Below are 19058 nucleotides of genomic sequence, written 5' to 3'. Positions count from 1 at the left end.
TCTCTGGGCATAGAGGTATGCCCGCAGGGTGTTTCTTCTTAATTTGCCCACGTTCTTTGGGCATAAAGGTATACCCGCAGGGTATTTCCTTTTATTTTAATACTTCCATTAATTCATGAAGACCTGTCTTTTCAGACAGATTGATATGGTAATAAGGTTCCCGGACCCCGGTTTTTTTTAACTGACGGGTACACCAGCCATCATTTTCCGGTTTTTCTCCGTTTCCCGTAATCACGCCGATCACTGGAACCCGGAAGGCTTTCGCAAAGCCAGGGGGGTAACTTTCCCGGCATGATGGCTGGTCTACCAGCATCAGTACATGGGAGGCATCCTGTGCCGCCGCAATGATATGTTTGTGCATCCAGGGACTTTCTAAGTAAGCCCCCGGCACATCCAGTGTTTTTTCCCCATATACCATGTTCTGGGTTCTCCTGGCTGGACCGGTAAAACCGTTTATGGCATTTGCCAGGGAAGTTTTCCCGCTGCCGCAGGGACCGATGATCATGATTCTTTTTTTTCTCATGTTTTTGTTACCGCAGGCACCATATAGCCCAGCCCGCGTTTTAAGGTGTCACATACCGCAGTCAAAGCGGTTTCCACACTGTCCACATCCCCTGCAATGATCACAGAGCCTGTGAAACGGTCTAAGAATCCAATTTCAACATCTGCTGCCTTTGCCGCAATGTCCGCCGCAATGATGGAGGTTTCAAAGGGGGAAAGGGTGAGAATTCCGATGGCTCCCATTTCATCAATGCCAAGGCATTCATACACCTCCCGTATGGGAGATGCGATCACATGGGCTATGGTCACCTGCTTGCCCGGAACGGACTCCTCTATGACTCGCTGCATCTCAATCACAGTCTCTTCCCCTTTCTTAGTGCTTCACCACAGTGACTGGGAACTGATATTCCTTCATCCACCCTTCAATCCGGTCTAAATCCTCTGCGCTTAGGCTTGGATCACCTTCTATGGGGTACTCCATGTCAAGCTGATTGTATTTGTTGACGCCCAGCTTATGGTATGGAAGTAAATCAATTCCCTTAAAATTTTTATAATCACGGAAGGGCATCAGGAATTTAATGACATCATCAATCTCTTTCCGGCTGTCGTTGATTCCCTTTAACATGGGCATGCGGACCTTCACATTGTAACGGCGGTGAAGCAGCTCCTTAAGATTAGTCAGGATCTGTTCATTGTTCACACCTACCAGATCATTGTGGCGGACTGGGTCCATATGCTTGATATCAAACAGGAATAAGTCCACATACTCCGCTATTTTTAAAATGGTTTCTGTTTTTGTATAACCGCAAGTCTCAATGGCTGTGTTGATCCCTTCCTGCTTGCAGGCCATTAGCAGATTTAAAGCTGCTTCCGGCTGGGCAGTCACTTCGCCGCCGCCAAGGGTCACGCCGCCGCCTGAAATATCATAAAAGGCTGCGTCCTCTTCTACAATCTTAAGCAGTTCTGAAATGGACTTAACCTCTCCGGCAATGGTCAGCGCTGCATTGGGGCAGACATTTTTACATTTCATGCATCCAATGCAATCCTTTTCCCGCTGGATTTCATGCTTTCCCGTCTCTTTGGACATCACATGGATTCCTACGGGGCACACACCAGCGCACGCCCCGCAGTTCATACAGGAATTTTGCTTATACATCACCTGGAATTTCCGCACCATTCCTTCTGGATTGGAGCACCATTTACACCGGAGGGGACAGCCTTTAAAGAATACCAGGGTTCTGATTCCCGGCCCGTCATACATGTTGTACTTCTGCACGTTAAAGATAAACGCTTTACGTTCAATCTCTCCTGTCATTCCATGGTCCATTGTGATTGTTCTCCGTTTTCTTTTAGAAATGTGTCAGCATGGTTCTGCTTATGATCTCATCCTGTACATCCTTGCATAACTCTACAAAGAATGCGCTGTAACCGGCTACGCGGACGATTAAGTCGCGGTACAGCTCCGGATGCTTCTGTGCTTCGATCAGAGTATTGTTGTCTAAGTAGTTAAACTGCATCTCGCCGTTACCGAACATACAAGCGGTACGAAGCAGGGTGATAAGGCTCTCTTCCCCTTCCGGTGTATCCAGAAGTCCTGCCATGATCTTAAAGTTATGAACCATACCGATGTTCATGCTGTCATTGGACAACTTGGATACGGACTTGATGATAGCGGTCGGGCCTTTGAAATCAGCACCCTGGGTTGGACTGATGCCGTCTGACAGGGGCAGCCATGCCTGGCGGCCGTTGGCGGAAGCGCCTGTCAACTGACCAAATGGGGTATTGTTGGAAATGGATAAGGTACCATGGCTTAAAACTGAGTATAAGGTCTTATATTTTCTGTGCTCATGCTCTGTAAAATCAACCAGATCTGCAGCAATTAAATCTGCATAATCATCGTCATTTCCGTATTTTGGTGCATTGAGGCAATCGGTGCGGATCTGATCACAGCCTGCAAAGTCAGCCTTTAACGCTTCGTTCAACTGCTCCAGAGTATATTTCTTGTCATCAAATACCAGCTTCTTGATCGCTGCCATGGAATCTGCATAAGTAGCAAGTCCTGACCATACAACACCAGGTCCGAAGTTGTACATTGCGCCGCCTGCGGATACATCCTTGGCCTTTTCCATACAGCCTTCGTACATGATGGACATGAGTGGCTTTGGAGCTAAGTCTCTGTGAATCCGCTGGGAAATTACGGTGGCAACATCAGTCCACTTTGTAATATATTTGATCTCTTCTTTTACAGCCGCTTCAAACTCTTCGTAAGTTTTGAAGTTGTTTAAGTCACCCATATCCGGGCAAACCTGCTTGCCATACCATAAGGGAACTCCTTTGTTTAACACAAGCTCAATACAGATTGGCCACTGGGTATAAGCAGTGGAGGTCCACTGATACAGACGTCCTGATTTCTGAGGTTCTACACAACCCATCAGACAGTAATCACGTGCGTCTTCAATGGATACGCCTTTTGCAAGCATCATCTTAATATGGGCATCGTCAAAATGGCATGCCGGGAATCCCATACCGGAACGAACCACATCTACGATCTTTTTCATGTACTTTTTCGGGGACTTGTTGTGGATACGGCATGCAAGAGACGGCTGGTAAATCTTTACATGACGGACTGCATCCATAAGTAAGTAAGTCAAATCATTGGTTGCATCGTGTCCGCTGCGGGTCACGCCGCCGACACACATGTTTACGAATGGCTGGTAGCCTGCGAAGAATTTGGAACCGCCTTCGCTGGTGATCCACATCATCTCAGACATCTTGATCAGCATACAGCCGGCAAGCTCAAATGCCTGATAATCATTTATACGTCCGGATTCAATATCATCTTTGTAGAACGGATACATATACTGATCCACACGTCCGATGGACATACCGGTCTGATTCTCTTCTACTACAAGGAGAGATTCGATGGTCCATACAGCCTGAATGGCTTCCCAGAAGGTTCTTGGCTTGTGAGCAGGAACGTAAGCATTAACTTCAGAAATCTTTAACAGTTCTGCCTTACGCTTTGGATTGGTTTCCTTTGCTGCAAGCTCCGCTGCATACTCGGAAAGTCTTTTTGCGTAGATCATAACCCCTTCTGTTGTATCGATAATGGATTTGTAGAAATAAATCTTCTCAATATCATCAGGGTTCTCATATTTCAGTTCTTCTAAATGATCCTTGGCTTCCTGCTGAATATCCAGCATGCCCTTCTTCATAAGGATCACATCATAGCCGGGGTTGGAATCTCCGCCACCATTGATGGCATGGTAGGAGCAGTCAGATACAAAGGATTCTCCTGACAATTCCCATACGCCTGCCTCACGGTACTGATCCTCACAATACTCATCTACTGATTTGCCTGCCCAGTAGGGGAACAGCTCTTCTTTCATGATTTTCTTGTCTTCATCGGAAATATAAAATGGATCCTGAGGGCGTGTTCCGATGGTATCGATCTCATCCACCATCCATCTCCATGCGATATCCGGAGAGAACGCACCTGCACGGGGAGCGCCGCAGGGAGCACCTACGATGAGCTCGTTGTCCTGAATTACAAGGGGTGCTGTTTCACAGCAGTAACGGAAACATTTTGCACGAAGCATGATCTTTGGCATACCAGGATTTTCTTTTGCGATCTTGGTAATGGCCCGTGCACGGTATGTTGTGATGGATGGTTTATGTTTTAAATAATTTTCCTTTAATTTCTGAAGTCTTGGAGTAATCCCCTCCGGTATTTCCGCTCCTTCCGTGCAGCATGCTGCAGCCTGAGGAGCAGGCTCTTTTTTGTTGATTTCATCAGAAACAGTTTCAAACATTTTCATCAGAGAAGCTCTTTCTTCCGGTGTCATGTTCTTCGTTGCTTCCACAAATTTATTTGAAAATTCACGAATATCCAATCTGATTTCCCTCTCTTTCAATTATTTGCCGCCTAATGAATCAAGCGGATATGCTTGCATATCCAGTTGATTCACAAATTCAAGGTTGAAAGACGCTTTTCTTTCAACACTTATCATCCAGCTCTTTGGACAAGGCTTCTAAAATCTGCTTCAGAAGCGCTTTTGCATCTTCGCAGTTCCCCTTTGTCTCAGGAGCTTTCTCATATCCGCCTGAAGCTTTCTCTGTTGCCCCAAGGAATTCCTTCGCGTCCCGGACTCCATATCCCACGTTCCGTATGTAGATGAAATTCATGGGGGAAACGTTGTCCGCCGTGATTCCGGCACCAGCCGTAATGCTTCCTAAGGTCATGGCCGGAAACAGGTTGGTGGTGGCTCCCATGCTGCCCAAAGTGGCGGGGGTATTGACAAGAACTCTGCCCACCGGCTTCTTTAAAGCGAACTGGCGTATTACTTCCTCATCCCTGGAATGGATCACCAGGGTGTGTCCATGGCTTTCATTAACCAGAAGGCTCATGCATTTCTCACAGGCATACATCCAGTCATTTTCGATGTAATAGGCCAATACAGGGCACAAAAGTTCTTTTGCAAATGGATTCCTGTCAGAAATATACTTTTGCTCCGAAACCAGCACTGTTGTGGACTCCGGCACAGCAAAACCTGCCCTGACCGCAAGTTCTGCTGCCGGTCTGCCCATAATTTCCGTATCCGCCTTCCCGCTTTCCAGGCAGAGGAGCTGGGTCAGCTTTTTCTCCTCTTCCTCATTCATGAAGTAGGCGCCGTTCTTTAACATTTCGGCCTTTACTTCTGCTGCAATGAGGCTGTCCACCACCATATACTGCTCGGCCGCAGACACGATGCCGTAATCAAAGGTGCGGCTGGCAATGATATCCTCTACCGCCTGCCTTACATCGGCAGTCCGTTCCACAAAGACCGGTCCGTTTCCCGTACCGCCGTAAATATAAGGTTTTCCGCTTTCTGCCGCCTCCCGGCACAGCTCCGGCACTCCGGTGTTGACCACCATGGCCGCTGCCGGGTGACGGATCAGCTCCAGGGCTCCCGCCCTTGTCACTGTCTTTAAATACCCGATGGCTCCTTCCGGAAGTCCACAGGATTTTCCTGCTTCCATGAGCCGGTCAAGGAGCCTGCCCGTTACCTTCCTTGCCCTTTCATGGGGAGCGATCACAATGGGATTGCCGGACTTAACGGCGATCAGTACGTTGTAAATCGCAGTGGAAACCGGGCTCACTGCCGGTGTCAGGGCGGCAATCACGCCCACAGGAACGCCTACCGTCATGGTCTTTAACCGGGAGTCTTCTTCCAAGATGCCGACGCACCTCATATCCTTTAAACGTTCCGGCAGGAAATTGCAGACAAAGGTGTTTTTCACGTACTTGTCCTGGAAACGTCCATATCCGGTTTCTTCCGCGGACATGACCGCCAGCTCCTCCGCCATTTCCTTTGCCGCCCCAGCCAGGGTGCCGGTAATGAGATCAAGCTTTTCCTGGGGAAAGGTGAGCATGGTCTTTCTGGCTTCCCGTGCACTTTCCATTAAAATCCTTGCCTCCTGTATGGAGAGCAGATCTTTATCTACAAAACTCATTTCCTATTCTCCCTTCATCCGGGATGCCTGCTATTCCTGTACAGGAGCAGTTACTAAGGCATATCGTCTGATGATTTTTTCAAGATGGGGATGAGGTCTTGGAATGACGATTGAGCTGTAAACTTCCGCTCCCATATCCTTTACCGCCTTGATTCCCGCTTCTACAGCCGTCTTGCAGGCTCCCACATCTCCCCGTACCAGAACAGAGATATAACCGGAAGCTACATTTTCATATCCCACCAGTTCCACATCAGCCGCTTTGCACATTGCATCAGCCGCTTCCAGAACAAATACCAGACCAAATGTTTCTATTGCACCTATGGCTTCATATCTTTCCATATCCTGTTTTCCTCTCTCTATGCGTCAATATCGTGCACGGATACAATGTCCCCGACCTCTTTGATCGGTCTTGGCATCACGTTCTTCGCTGTCATCTTGCCAATGGCTGCCGCTGCTTCTGCACCTGCCTCTACGGAGGAACGTACCGCTGCCACATCACCCTTTACCATAATGGTCACCAGGGTGGAACCTACGTTTTCATAGGAAATCAATTCTACATCTGCTGCCTTGAGCATTTTGTCTGCTGCTTCCAGTGCAGGAACCAGTCCAACAGTCTCTACCAGCCCTAAGGCTTCCTCACCGTAATATCTCACCTTTGTAAACCTCCTCTTTTTTATTTGCGGTATTTCTTATCCACATATTTGTCAACCGCGCTTCTTCCGTCATCGTTGATTTCGTAGCACATACGCAATTCCCCGTTCTGATCCAGATCATAGTTGCATAAGCTGACCATACCGTTTGCTTCCAATGACATGACATGATCCAAATAACGATCTTTTGTAAACTGGCGTTCTCCGCCGTAAAGGGGCTTTAAAGCCTCCATGATCTGGCCGATGTCCGCATTTTTTACCCCGTATAAATAATTCAAAACCGCTGTTCTTGCAGGTAATAACATTTCTTTATTCCCCTTTCCTAAATAAATCCAGTGGATTCATGGTTACCACAATGGCACCAAATACGATTACAAGAGAACCGATTACAATCGTAGGGGTCACTGCCTGTCCCAAAAACAGGATACAGAAGAAAACTCCCCAGAACGCATAGGTTACATTTAAGGACATTCCCACAGCGCATCCAACGGTGGAATTGCTCTTATACCAGCAAAGGAAGGACACTGCTGCACTTAAGCCGGCTACTGCAAGCCAGATGGCTGGAATTCCTGCGAAAAGGGTTCCGCCCAGAAGTCCCATGCCTCCAACGATGGGCAGGATTACGAATAAATCCACAACACCGGAAATAAGCTGGCGTAAGTTTACTGCCACATCGGTATCGATCATGGCTCCGCCGTAAGTGGCGAATACCCCTTCCAGGGCCCAGCAAATGGCTGCAATAAAGGAGAAAATAATTCCCAGTGTAAAGTTATCGCTGCCTTCCGGCTTGGTCCAGTTGATGATGATGGCTCCGGCTACGCATACCAGCATACCCACCATAACTCTCTTGGTGATTTTCTGTTTTAAAAAGATCCATGCAAAAATTGCTCCGAACAAACTGCATAATGCGGAAATCGGAATCGCATAGGCACCTGCCATGGCAAGGCCTACAAGATAAGCACCATTGGCAATGGGACCTCCAAGAAGGGATCCGATGACGATCATTTTACCAGGGAATGTATTAAGGCTTCTTCCCATCTCACGGATACGGCCGCTTTTTGCATTATAAGCAGTCAGCCAGATTCCTGCGAAAAGGTCGTTTAAGCCGGAGCACACGTATGGTCCTGCCAAAAGTCCTGCCGCACTGGCAAGAGGTTCATAATATCCGGCCACCAGCACAAGCACGGTATAGATACCGTATGTAAGTCCGGATAATGCACCGGTTGTCATTCCGGTTGTCCTGAATTTTTTGTTGACCGCCGCCATTTTTGCATCCGCGGATGCAGATGTCATTCCTTGGTTACTCATTATTTACACTCCTTTTTATCTTTTGGAAGAATGATTTCAACCTCAGCGTGTGGACGAGGGATTACGTGAACAGAAACCAGTTCTCCAACTCTCTGGGCTGCAGCCGCCCCTGCATCAGTGGCTGCCTTTACAGCCCCTACGTCGCCTCTTACCATAACGGTAACAAGACCGCCGCCGACAAATTCTTTTCCTACCAGAGTTACGTTTGCTGCCTTCACCATTGCATCTGCAGCTTCAATAGAACCGATCAGGCCCTTTGTCTCGATCATTCCTAATGCATCAAATTTCATTGTTTACTTCCTCCTTTTTCATGAGCAATTCAAATGGGTCTACGGATACTAAAACCGCGCCCAGAATGATAATAATGGAACCAATGATTATGGTCGGGGTCACAGGCTGTTTTAAAAACAGGATACAGAACAGCACGCCCCAGAACGCGTAGGTAATATTCAGTGACATTCCCATAGCGCAACCTACCATACTGTTGGATTTATACCAGCATAAGTAGGATACTGCGGCGCAAAGTCCGGAGACCAGCAGCCACATGACCGGGGGCAGAGAGAAAAGGGTTCCTTTTAAAAGTCCCATGCCTCCTACCAACGGCAGAATAACAAATAAATCTACAATACCGGATAAAAGCTGGCGAATGTTGATCACCACATCGGTATCCAGCATGGCGCTTCCGTAAGCCGCAAATACACCTTCCAGAGCCCAGCCAATGGCCGCAACAAAGGCGCAGATGATCCCAAGGGTAAAATTAGTGCTGCCTTCCGGCCTCACCCAGTTAATGACAATGGCCCCCACCACACAGATCAACATTCCCATGCCGACCCTTGGAACGATTTTCTGTTTCAGGAAAATCCTTGCGAACAATGCTCCAAAGAGAATGTACATGGCGGAGATCGGTATGGCGTAAGCTCCTGCCATGGCAAGTCCCATAAGGTAAGCACCGCTTGCTATGGGTCCGCCCACCAGGGAGCCGATCAGGATGATTTTTCCCGGGAACAGGCTTAAGCTTCTTCCGATTTCCCGGATCCTTCCGGTCTTTACGTTATAAACGGTCAGCCAGATGCCTGCAAATAAATCATTCAGGCCTGAGGCTACATAGGGAACAGCAAACAATCCTACTGCTCCGGCAAGGGGCTTGTAATAACCGGCGATCAAAACGAATGTGGTATATAACCCATACATAAGACCGGATAATAAGCCTGTTGTAATGCCAATTGCTTTAAATTTTTTTCGTGCTTCCGTCATCTAAGTTTTCCTTCCCGATTTGAATACTGCACAAAATTCAAGTTAGCCTGTTTCTCTGCTTTTTTCTTTACGTTCAGCTGAAAACGTCAGAAAACACATCACGCCAGTTAAAGTTACAAATTTTATGGAAACGCTTTGTGTTTTTCTATGCATTTAGTATAAATCTTCCCCCTATGGGGAATGTCAACCGGTTTTTAAACTTTTTTATGCTCCAAATATTGGGAGCAAATAATAGCTTTAAGTACAGTTTTACTGATTCCTGTTTTGGGCGCCATATCTGGCCACATCACAGGAAACAAAAAAGACCCCCTGGTACAGCATCCCGAAAGGCTGCTGTACCAGGGGGCCGGCGGATTCAACATGCTCCCTTATTCTCTGTATATCGGAACAATTACCTCTGAAACAAACTCAGCCGGATTTCTGGTGGTCCAGTAATCCACCACATACCGTTCAAAGCTTTCTTTCCCGCATTTATAGCCTTTTTTAACCGCCCAATTAAGTATTCTCTTATACTCTTCATCAATGGTCTCATGTTTACCGATATGATAAACCGATGCAGCCATAAACCCTCCATAGGTCTGCCGGTTTAAGCAGTCCTTGCATGGATGGATGGCCTGCTGCATGATCTTGGTACGGCGGCACCTGCCTGTCATCTTTTCCTCAAATGATTCAAACTTTAAAATTACCGGCCCTGTGATTTCATTCTCCGCTGATTCCAGATGGTTGGTCCATTCTATATTGATGATGGATTCCATATAATTGTAGTCAAAATCCTGTTCCATACCGCAATAAGTCACAGGCTGTATATACTTTACGGAAATCTCATTAACATCATTCTGGAGCACCAGTCTGGCTTCCTGTATCAGTTCATACCAGTCTTTAACTGCAATATAGCTGTTATGGATCTGCTGCTCCTGAAGGCGTAGCTGGTCAATCTTGTTGCGGAAATTCTGCTCCAGGTAATAATAAGTATTGCCTTCCACCAGGCCCTGCATCTCTTCCAGTTTAAATCCCATTTGTTTGTAATATTTCACAATAGGAACAGTCAGAAGCGTTTCTTTGTTATAATACCGATAGCTGTTTTCCTTACAGATCATATCAGGAGATATAATCCCGATTTTATCATAAAACCGCAAGGCTTTTGTTGAAATGTTACAGAGCTTACTCACTTCCCCAATTGAGTATAAATTTTTTTCTTCCATTAGAAACCCCCATAAGTATATTCCTTTGTCTAAGTGTTCATTGTTAGATTAACGTTTCATTTATGAGCTTCTTTGTACTGATGAACTTAGTATAATCCTTCCTGTATAGGGGAATGTCAACAACTACTTATGTAATCTATAATATACGAAAATGACGTCATCCGAAAGCAGTAAAAATCTGGAACAACGAATCTGGAAAGCAGACATGGCAGCCGGAGCACGGTTTCATTATACAAATATGCAAAAAAAGACCACCGGCTTTTCCGATTATCCGGATGCCCCGTGGTCTGTTCCTGCACCTTTATCTTAACTTTTCAATCATTTCCAAAACTTCTTTCTTGGATTTCACTCCTACGGAAGTGGCTGCTGCCTTGCCATCCTTGAAAAGCACAAGCGTGGGAATGCTCATAACCTTAAACTGGCCTGCCAGATCCGGATGCTGGTCTACGTCCACCTTTCCCACCTTTACATCGGGAAGGTTTCCTTCTGCAATTTCGTCTATTACAGGTGCAAACATCTTGCAGGGACCGCACCAGGTCGCCCAGAAATCCACCAGCGCAATGCCGCTGCTCTTTGCTACTTCCGTTTCAAAATTTTCCTGTGTCAATGTTATTACTGCCATATTATGTTCCTCCTTCTTAACCTGCTCTTTGTGTATTCACAAAAAGCGCCATTTATTCATTATTCACAGCATTTCCCTTGATCCCGGATATGCCGGTGCATCATATAATGAACTGTCCATCCTTTGCAATTGTTTCCAGCTAACAGACTTCTTTTTATAGTTTTATCATTATTGCCTTAAATATCCCCGTTTTTGGATTATTGCCAGGGGGAAACTGTAACCTTAGAAGTTTCAGTACCTTTACTGTTATTATAAAAGTTACAGTTGTATTTGTCAATAGATTTTTTTATTTACTTATAAAAGTCCAGGCCCAACTGTCCGGCTCTTTTCAGAAATTCCGCCTTAAGCTCCTGCAGTCCGTCACCGGCTGATTCTTCCCCGGTTTCGGACAGCTTCCCATATTCCAACGTCTCAGAAGAAATTTTACCGCCCTCATAGCCGCCGCTGAGCTTCAGTCCCAGGCGGAACCTTTCATTATGATAAGTGATGTTAAGTTCCGGTATCTGGAAAGCCCTCTTTCCTTCCTGGCCATTGCCGAAATAGACCCTTGAACTAACACCAAGCTCCCTTCCCTGGAGACTTACCCAACCATTCATTGACAGCCCTTCATGAGGCTCCAGAAGCAGGCTCATATCAGCCAGGCCCTCTATGCGTATTTCCGTTATATGTAGCTGTTTATCAATGGTAAACAAAATCTCCTGTGTGTCTCCCTGGGTTTTCCATTCCTTCAGCATCTGCCCCCATTCTTTCATATCCTTTCCAGGGCCTTCCTCAAGGAGTTCTCCGATTTCACCTAAATAAGCATCAAAAAGGCCGGAGGGAACCAAGGCCTTAATTGTCACGCCATTCTTATCCCTTCCCATAAATTCCATGCCGCTTTGGTTCATCATGTGGACCGTATCTTTTTTTAAGGTTTTCATCCGGTCCTTTAACTTGACTCTGTCTTCCGGGACAATGGAAAATCCCACGGACTTTTTCAATTCTTCCTGGCTGGTCCTTATGGATGCCCCTGTAATTCCCGGTACGGAGATCACCGCATTCTCCCTGTCCGCCCAGTAATGGATCCCGTCTCTTATGGCTCCCAGAAAATACACGTCAAGGTTTCCCTGGGCAAAGGTGTTTTCCTCATTCCTTTGTTCCTTCCAGGAGATGCCAAACCCTCCCGGAAGCACCAGTACCGAATGACCGTTCCATTCCACTTCATCTGCCACCAGTTTTAGAGAAGTTTCCTCAGCCCCTTTCCCTTCCAGGTCCTTGCCCCATAGATCCATTAACCGTCCCCTGGTCTGCAATGCCGAACGGGTCAAGTAAAATCTGGCATAATGCATAGGAAGGCAGCGCCATGCCAGTGCTCCAAAAACAACAAACAGCAGTGTCAATGCGCCGATCCACGTCAGCCGCTGTTTCATTCCCAAGGGCTTTTTTTCCTGCTTTTTCTTACATAATTCCTGTCTGGCTGAGTTTTTCTTCAAAAAATTCATTCAGTTTTAACACCTTCTTCCGCAATACGATCCCGATCAGCAGTGATATGGGAATATAGACCAGCACGTTTCGTATATCCCTCCAATAAGCATCCTCATAAATTCCGCCTACACACTCTCTCATGGCATTTATGAGATGGGTAAAGGGGAGCAGAGGGTTCACGATCTGGAAAAACCGTGGAGTCACCTGTATGGGAAAGGTGCCGCCGGAGCCTGCTACCTGAATGACCATAAAGACAACAACAATAGCTTTGCCCACGTCTCCAAAGGAAACTGTCATGGCATAAATGATATTGGTGAATACAATGCTGGCGACAACGGCTGCCAGCACAAATCTTCCCGGATAAAGGCACTGGATCTTCAGCATATATAAATCTCCCAGGGACACTACCAGGGCCTGAGCGATTCCAAACAGCATAAAGGTGAGATACCTTCCAAAATAAGTTTCATACAGCTTAAGCCCCTGAGACCTGCTCTCTTCCACCTTGCATTTTACCAGTGCCACCAAAATAAGTCCCCCTACCCAAATGGCCAGAATGGTATAGAAAGGAGCCATGGCAGAACCATAATTTTCTACCGGGTAGACCTTGTTGGTAACCATATCCGTAGGCATCTTGAGGAAATCACTAAGCTGCTCCGGATCATTTTTCATGATGTCCATGATTTTCTTCAACTGCTTATTATCTGCCAGCTTATTCACATCGTCAATCATATCATCCACCCGTTCCTGACTTCTGTTCATCAGGCTGACGGCGCTGTCCAAAGCCTGGATCAGGCTCTGGGATGAAGCTGTTACGCTGTTAAGGGTGGTATCGATCTGTTCCACCATGCTTCCAATGCTGTCCAAAGCCCCTGCAGTGGCTCCCAGGGTATCATAGGTCTTATCAAGGCCGTCCTTTAAGGGGATCTCCACCTTGCCGTTATAAAAATCAAGTATGCCTGATATGGAATTGTAAGCCGTATCAAGAGAATTCCCGATGTCTTCCTTCATGTTATCCGGCAGCTTTTTTGTCTGTTTCACGGTCTGCTGGGCCGTCTGCAGCTTTTTGACCAGATCCTGCTGCTGCTTAACCGTATCGGAAAGCTGCTGCTGAAGGTCTGTTACTTCTTTTAAGGGAATGGGCAGCTTCTGGTTGATCTCCCCTAAAATCCGGCTTACGCTGTTGCACTGGCTGATGCTCCCTGAAACCAGATTTTCCATGGCTTTTAGTGCGTCCAAAACCCCATCCGCAGACGTATCCGTAAGCCTGCCGATCACCTGAAAGGATTCGTACACCGATTCTTCTATCTCCATGATATTATCCAGGGTATCCTTAAGGCCTCCGGTCATTGTATCGGAAAACCCTCTGGAGGAATCAATCAGGGTTTTTGCGCTTTCGGCTGTTTTTCCGCCTGAATCAATCATTTTGCTCACATCAGGAAGAGTCCCCTTCATTCCGTCGTTTAAGCTGTTGACGGTGCGAAGGGTGGACTGAAGCATGGTGATGGTATCCACCAACTGATTCAAATCCCCTTTAACCTTTGTAAGAGAGCTGACGGCATCGTTCCTGTCCGTTTCCTTGTCTGTATCCCAGTCGGCGGAATATTTGTTCAGGATCTTTCCAACCACCTTTGAGGTGGAATTGATAAAAGTCTCATTGATCTGCTGCTGTACGCTCTCTACGCCTTTGCCGGTGATCTTTGTGGCAATGGCATTTTTCTTCTCATTTACATAATACTGAAGCACCGGGCGCTCAATGTGAGAAGTCAGGACGCTTGAGATTTTCTGGCTGAAGTCCTCCGGAACGATGACAGCCGCATAATATTTCCCGGATTCCACTCCATCAATGGCCTCTTCCTTGTTGACAAACTGCCATCCGATCTGCTCATTTTTTCTCAGCTCATCCAGGATCATTTCACCGATATTAATGGCAGAATCATCAATATCCGCGTCAAATATACTGTCAATGGAAGCTCCTTCATCCTGGTTCACAACCGCAACCTTAAGTCCCTTTGTATTGGCATAAGGATCCCAGCCTGCAGCGATGTTAAACCATGCGTATAAGGCCGGAATCAGCATGAGACCCAGTGAGATAATAAGGGCCACCGGATTAAATGCAATGCGCTTTAAATCACCGGCAAAAATTTTTATTATGTTTTTAATATGTACCATGTGTGCCTCCTTGGTATATCGGCTTTCAGATTTAGCATTTCCGTATTATAATATTTTCCAGCGCCAAATGCAATGCCTGATATCCAATATCTTTTCAAAGAGCGCAAAAAAGCTGCTAAGGGACTCTTTGTATTAAAATACATTCAGTCACTTAACAGCTTTTCACATTTTGATATAAAAATACTTTTCAAGGGGCATTTAGTCTACATACGGTTCTTTAGCTCTTCCATAATGGAAACACTTGCCGTGGAACCGATCCTGCTGACTCCAAGCTCTATCATCTTTAAGGCTGTATCCAGGTTCCTTACTCCTCCTGCCGCCTTAATCTTAATTTCCTCCCCCACCATCCGCTTCATCAGTGCCACATCTTCATAAGTAGCTCCGCCTGTCCCAAAGCCGGTGGAAGTCTTGATAAAATCGGGACGCACGTTTAAAGCAATCCGGCACAGCTCCTCCTTCTCCTGATCCGTCAAATAGCAGTTTTCAAAAATCACCTTTGATATTACCTTGTTTTTTCTGCACACTTCCGTGATTTCTGCCATTTCCTTCTCTATAAAGCTGTAATTTTTCTCCTTCATTTCAGTAATGTTGATCACGTAGTCGATCTCATGGGACCCGTTTAAAATGGCGGTCCTGGTCTCATTCACCTTATCTTCTATGGTGGTCTGCCCCAAAGGGAACCCAATGGCAGCGCCCACATGGACAGGGCTTCCTTTTAACAGCTTCCGGCAGCGGACTACCTGTGCCGGGTTAATGGCTACCATTTTAAAGCCATATTCCATGCTTTCCTCACAAAGCGTTACAAAATCCTCATGGGTGGCCCAGGCTCTTAACTGGGTGTGGTCAAAATAAGCGGCCAGCTCTTCCTGGCTGATCTGAATATTCCCCATAACCGTCTCCTTTGCAGCTTTAATCATCATCATCCTCATTCTCATAATTTTCCGTCTTGCATGCGGCAGTATCTTTCATTTTCTTTAATAAAGGATGCTGCTTCCAGCGGTTTAAGGCTGTGGTCGCCTGATAAGCAAGGATCTGGAAAAACGGCAGGAAGCACAGCGGAGTCAGCAGCTCAGGAAGCTCAAAGGAAAGGTTTAAGATCCCTTCCCCGGTGCAGCCAGGCTGATTGGTTATGAGGAACGATCTGCCGGTCACCTCCCGGCACGCCTTAAAGATGGTCTGGATCCGGCTGCTGCTGTTTCCTCCATCAATGAGAAATACCGTGTAGCCAGGGGTCATCTGAAGATTCGGCCCATGGAGAAATTCCTCAGATTCATACGCAACAGAGGGGATCTTTACGGTTTCTCCGATCTTTAAGGCCCCTTCCAGAGCCGTGCCGTAATTGGCTCCGCATCCGCACACATAAGCGTTTGTCATGGAAGTGAATTCCTTATAATGGTCTTGGTAGAATTTCATGGTTTCCTTTTGTACTGTCTCATGGATCCCGACGGCCTTTTCCATATCACGGCACACTGCCTCAGCCTCTTCCTCATTCATCAGACCTTTTCTTACGGCCGCCTCAAGAGTGAATAACATCAGAAACAATGCAAAGGATGTCACACCCTTTGTCACATATCCTACGGTTTCCACTCCGACCCCATAATCGATCAGCACATCCGCATAATCCTTCAAATCACTGGAAATACTTCCTGTAATCCCTATGGGAACACGTCCCTGTTCACGGATCATATTCAGGGCATCAATGGAATTGGTGCTGTATCCGCTTTGGGAAACCACAAAAACAAAATCCCTGTCACTAAAGTCATGTTCACTGGTAAGAAAGGTAAAAGGTGATACGATCTTTACTTCCGACTTTAAATACTTCCTCATAAACTGGCGGGCGCAGTATGAACCATTGTAGGAGGAGCCGGACGCCACGATCCAGATGCTTTCGTAATCCCCCTTTTCATATTCTGCAATCAGGGGGGCCGTCAGCTCTTTCCGGCTTCTAATATTTCTAAGCATTACCTCAGGAGACTCCTCCACATACGTCATCATTGTTTCTTTGATTCTTTCATTCATTTTGTTACCGCTCCTTTTTTGTTTTAGTAAAAATGAGACAGAAGGTGTTTTGTGCAATAATTATATCATATCCCTAATTATAGTCAATAATGTATTAAAAAGATACAAATATTTGTAATTACATATTGACAAACTTTCTCCATGAGACTATGATTTATTTATACATTATTTATACTTTTTTTATAAATGGGAGTGAAAATTTTAAAAAAAGCACAAAATATCAGAGGGATACAAAATTTAAAAAGGAGTGACAAACATATGCCCAACATTCTATTAACAAGAATTGACAACCGGCTGGTACATGGCCAGGTGGGATGCTCCTGGGTGGGAGCCATCGGATGCAACCTGATCGTAGTGGCAGATGACGAGGCTGCCGGCGATCCGGTCCAGCAATCTCTCATGAAGATGACCGCAGATTCTACCGGAGTAGGGATCCGGTTCTTCACCCTTCAAAAGACCATTGAGGTCATTCATAAAGCAGCTCCAAGCCAGAAGATATTTATTGTAGTACGAAATCCCCAGGCAGCCAGAGTCCTGGTGGAGGGCGGGGTCCCCATTGATAAGCTCTGCATCGGAAACATGCATGTGGCTCCTGGAAAAAAGGTGTCCAATGAACCTCACGTATATGTGGGAGAACAGGATTTAGAGGATTTGAGAATGATCCGGGGGAAAGGGATCGATGTGTATATCCAGATCGCCCCTGGGGATAAGAAGCATGATTTTGAGATAAAGTAAAAGCTCGTGATGAAAACCGCAGGAAAAACCTGCGGTTCATAATAAAAAGGAGGGTTTTTTATGCAAATCACTTTAATCCAGGGGATTTTGCTGGCCTTACTGGCCTTTATCTGTGCCTGTGATGCCTGCTGGGAAGCATTTTTCTGGTTCCGCCCCATCGTTGTCGCATTCTTCGCCGGAATCATTCTCGGCGATGTGCAGGTTGGCTTAGCCGCCGGTGCCGTTGCAGAACTTTCTTATCTGGGACTGCTGACCGTAGGCGGTACGGTTCCGCCTGATCCCCTTATGGCAGGTATGATGACAACAGTCATTGCATTCACCACCGGCCAGAGCGTGGAAACGGCTCTGGGACTATCATTGCCCTTTGCTTTGCTGGCGCAGTGGGTGGGAATTATCTGCAACACAACCTTTGCAGGTTTTTTACGTCCTCTGGATCATGCATGTGAAAATGCAGACACAAAGAAATTTACACAGATCGTTATCCTGGGAATCGTAATAAAAGCAGGTATCTACGCTCTGATCACCTTTCTGTCCGCATTTGCTCTCCAGACCCAGATCGCAGGATTTGTCAACATGTTCCCGGAATGGCTGATCCACGGTTTCGAAATATCCGGCGGCCTGCTTCCTGCAGTCGGTCTTACCCTGTTATTAGTTGTCATGCTTAAGAAGCAGAACGTGGCATATCTTTTTATAGGCTTTTTAATGATGACATTCTTAAAGCTGGGCAATATCCTTCCCGTAGCTATTGCAGGAATCGCTGTTGCTTTCATTGGCTATCTCAATGATGAAAATATCAAAAAGAACGCCATAACTGTAGGAGGTGCTGACGATGACGGTATCTAGAAATAAATTGACGAAAAAAGATGTCAACCAGATGAGCCTGCTTTCCATATTGGAACAGTCCTGCTTCAGCTTTGAACGCATGCAGGCCCCCGGCTTCTGCCTTGGTTTGCTTCCCGGATTAAAAAAGATTTACGGCAACCAGAAGGAAGAAATCGCAGATGCCATGAAAAATAACATGGACTTTATCAACACCGAACCTCATATGGCCACCTTCCTTCAGGGACTTGTCCTTTCCCTGGAAGAAAACGGGCAGGACAGGGCTCTGATCAAGAACATTAAAACCGGCTTGTTCGGCCCCCTGGCAGGACTGGGAGATGCTATTTTCTGGTTTACCCTGCTTCCCATATCAGCGGCGATCTGCTGTTCCCTTGCCAGCGGCGGCTCTGTACTTGGTCCCATCCTTTATATTGCCATCTGGTTTTTAGGCGCCATATCAAGACTGTGGTTCGGCCGCATGGGATATAACATGGGCGTGGGCGCCGTTGACTTAATCAGCTCCAATGCCAGCGCCATTACAAAGGCGGCCGGTATCCTGGGCATGATGGTCGTAGGCGGGCTGGTACCAAGCTACGTATCTCTCCATTTTGCTGAAACGCTGGTAGCTCCCGGCGGTGTATCCATACAGGCGATCTTCGATTCCATTATGCCCAACATACTGCCTCTTGGGTTTGTATTCACCCTTTACTGGCTGTTTAAGAAAAAACATGTTAATACGCTGATGCTGATTATTTTCATTATACTTGTATCAATCGTATTGTCTTTCTTTAAAATCATGTAACTCACGGAAGGAATCATATA

Annotated in this window: 20 protein-coding genes; 3 read left to right on the top strand and 17 right to left on the bottom strand. The window is 46.4% G+C overall.

Features of this window, described 5'->3' with window-relative positions; genetic code table 11:
• Positions 1 to 91: 91 nt before the first annotated feature.
• The 17 genes from ACYVD3_RS02560 to ACYVD3_RS02480 form a co-directional block, all read right to left on the bottom strand.
• A complete protein-coding gene (locus ACYVD3_RS02560) occupies positions 92 to 523 on the bottom strand; it encodes a EutP/PduV family microcompartment system protein (RefSeq protein WP_460640936.1) in 432 nt (143 codons plus the stop codon).
• Positions 520 to 849 (bottom strand): BMC domain-containing protein, encoded by a 330-nt coding sequence (locus ACYVD3_RS02555; protein ID WP_460641034.1) that lies wholly within the window; start codon positions 847 to 849, stop codon positions 520 to 522. The genes ACYVD3_RS02560 and ACYVD3_RS02555 overlap by 4 nt, the downstream gene beginning before the upstream one ends.
• Positions 850 to 874: 25 nt before the next feature.
• Positions 875 to 1828, bottom strand: coding sequence for a choline TMA-lyase-activating enzyme (cutD, locus tag ACYVD3_RS02550; RefSeq protein ID WP_460640935.1), 954 nt, complete (start codon positions 1826 to 1828; stop codon positions 875 to 877).
• Positions 1829 to 1850: 22 nt separating this feature from the next.
• On the bottom strand, positions 1851 to 4394 hold the full coding sequence (gene cutC, locus ACYVD3_RS02545) for a choline trimethylamine-lyase (protein ID WP_460641033.1): 2544 nt from the start codon (positions 4392 to 4394) through the stop codon (positions 1851 to 1853).
• 103 nt (positions 4395 to 4497) lie between these two features.
• Positions 4498 to 5994: an aldehyde dehydrogenase family protein gene (locus tag ACYVD3_RS02540; RefSeq protein WP_460640934.1), complete on the bottom strand. Its 1497-nt coding sequence runs from the start codon at positions 5992 to 5994 to the stop codon at positions 4498 to 4500.
• 30 nt (positions 5995 to 6024) lie between these two features.
• Entirely contained in the window at positions 6025 to 6333 is a 309-nt protein-coding gene (locus tag ACYVD3_RS02535; protein WP_460640933.1) for a BMC domain-containing protein, read from the bottom strand.
• A 17-nt stretch (positions 6334 to 6350) separates the two neighbouring features.
• Entirely contained in the window at positions 6351 to 6647 is a 297-nt protein-coding gene (locus ACYVD3_RS02530) for a BMC domain-containing protein (RefSeq protein WP_460640932.1), read from the bottom strand.
• 20 nt (positions 6648 to 6667) lie between these two features.
• On the bottom strand, positions 6668 to 6949 hold the full coding sequence (locus ACYVD3_RS02525; RefSeq protein WP_460640931.1) for a hypothetical protein: 282 nt from the start codon (positions 6947 to 6949) through the stop codon (positions 6668 to 6670).
• 4 nt (positions 6950 to 6953) lie between these two features.
• Positions 6954 to 7952 (bottom strand): DMT family transporter, encoded by a 999-nt coding sequence (locus ACYVD3_RS02520; RefSeq protein ID WP_460640930.1) that lies wholly within the window; start codon positions 7950 to 7952, stop codon positions 6954 to 6956.
• Positions 7952 to 8242 (bottom strand): ethanolamine utilization microcompartment protein EutM, encoded by a 291-nt coding sequence (gene eutM, locus ACYVD3_RS02515; RefSeq protein WP_158417209.1) that lies wholly within the window; start codon positions 8240 to 8242, stop codon positions 7952 to 7954. Before eutM ends, ACYVD3_RS02520 begins: the two co-directional genes overlap by 1 nt.
• Positions 8232 to 9206 (bottom strand): DMT family transporter, encoded by a 975-nt coding sequence (locus ACYVD3_RS02510; RefSeq protein ID WP_460640929.1) that lies wholly within the window; start codon positions 9204 to 9206, stop codon positions 8232 to 8234. The genes eutM and ACYVD3_RS02510 overlap by 11 nt, the downstream gene beginning before the upstream one ends.
• 368 nt (positions 9207 to 9574) lie before the next feature.
• Positions 9575 to 10408, bottom strand: coding sequence for a MerR family transcriptional regulator (locus tag ACYVD3_RS02505; RefSeq protein ID WP_460640928.1), 834 nt, complete (start codon positions 10406 to 10408; stop codon positions 9575 to 9577).
• A gap of 301 nt (positions 10409 to 10709) precedes the next feature.
• Positions 10710 to 11066 carry a thioredoxin gene (trxA, locus tag ACYVD3_RS02500; RefSeq protein ID WP_460641032.1) on the bottom strand — a complete coding sequence of 119 codons (357 nt, stop codon included), beginning with the start codon at positions 11064 to 11066 and terminating at the stop codon, positions 10710 to 10712.
• 254 nt (positions 11067 to 11320) lie between these two features.
• Positions 11321 to 12511 (bottom strand): hypothetical protein, encoded by a 1191-nt coding sequence (locus ACYVD3_RS02495; RefSeq protein WP_460640927.1) that lies wholly within the window; start codon positions 12509 to 12511, stop codon positions 11321 to 11323.
• Positions 12468 to 14663, bottom strand: coding sequence for a YhgE/Pip family protein (locus ACYVD3_RS02490; protein WP_460640926.1), 2196 nt, complete (start codon positions 14661 to 14663; stop codon positions 12468 to 12470). Before ACYVD3_RS02490 ends, ACYVD3_RS02495 begins: the two co-directional genes overlap by 44 nt.
• Before the next feature lie 203 nt (positions 14664 to 14866).
• Positions 14867 to 15586, bottom strand: coding sequence for a deoxyribose-phosphate aldolase (gene deoC / locus ACYVD3_RS02485; protein WP_460640925.1), 720 nt, complete (start codon positions 15584 to 15586; stop codon positions 14867 to 14869).
• Positions 15573 to 16682 carry an SIS domain-containing protein gene (locus ACYVD3_RS02480; RefSeq protein ID WP_460640924.1) on the bottom strand — a complete coding sequence of 370 codons (1110 nt, stop codon included), beginning with the start codon at positions 16680 to 16682 and terminating at the stop codon, positions 15573 to 15575. The genes deoC and ACYVD3_RS02480 overlap by 14 nt, the downstream gene beginning before the upstream one ends.
• Positions 16683 to 16940: 258 nt before the next feature.
• On the opposite strand from ACYVD3_RS02480, the gene agaB reads away from it, so the two are divergent.
• Genes agaB through ACYVD3_RS02465 form a run of 3 tightly spaced genes read left to right on the top strand, consistent with a single transcriptional unit; the run spans position 16941 to position 19038 of the window.
• Positions 16941 to 17417 (top strand): PTS galactosamine transporter subunit IIB, encoded by a 477-nt coding sequence (gene agaB / locus ACYVD3_RS02475; protein WP_460640923.1) that lies wholly within the window; start codon positions 16941 to 16943, stop codon positions 17415 to 17417.
• Between the two features lie 60 nt (positions 17418 to 17477).
• Positions 17478 to 18260, top strand: coding sequence for a PTS mannose/fructose/sorbose/N-acetylgalactosamine transporter subunit IIC (locus ACYVD3_RS02470; RefSeq protein ID WP_460640922.1), 783 nt, complete (start codon positions 17478 to 17480; stop codon positions 18258 to 18260).
• Positions 18247 to 19038, top strand: coding sequence for a PTS system mannose/fructose/sorbose family transporter subunit IID (locus ACYVD3_RS02465; RefSeq protein WP_460640921.1), 792 nt, complete (start codon positions 18247 to 18249; stop codon positions 19036 to 19038). Before ACYVD3_RS02470 ends, ACYVD3_RS02465 begins: the two co-directional genes overlap by 14 nt.
• The last annotated feature ends 20 nt before the right edge of the window (positions 19039 to 19058 follow it).

This window comes from Lacrimispora brassicae (assembly GCF_054772055.1).
Note: the sequence above shows the minus strand (reverse complement) of the source record. Positions and strands in the feature narration are given on the sequence as shown.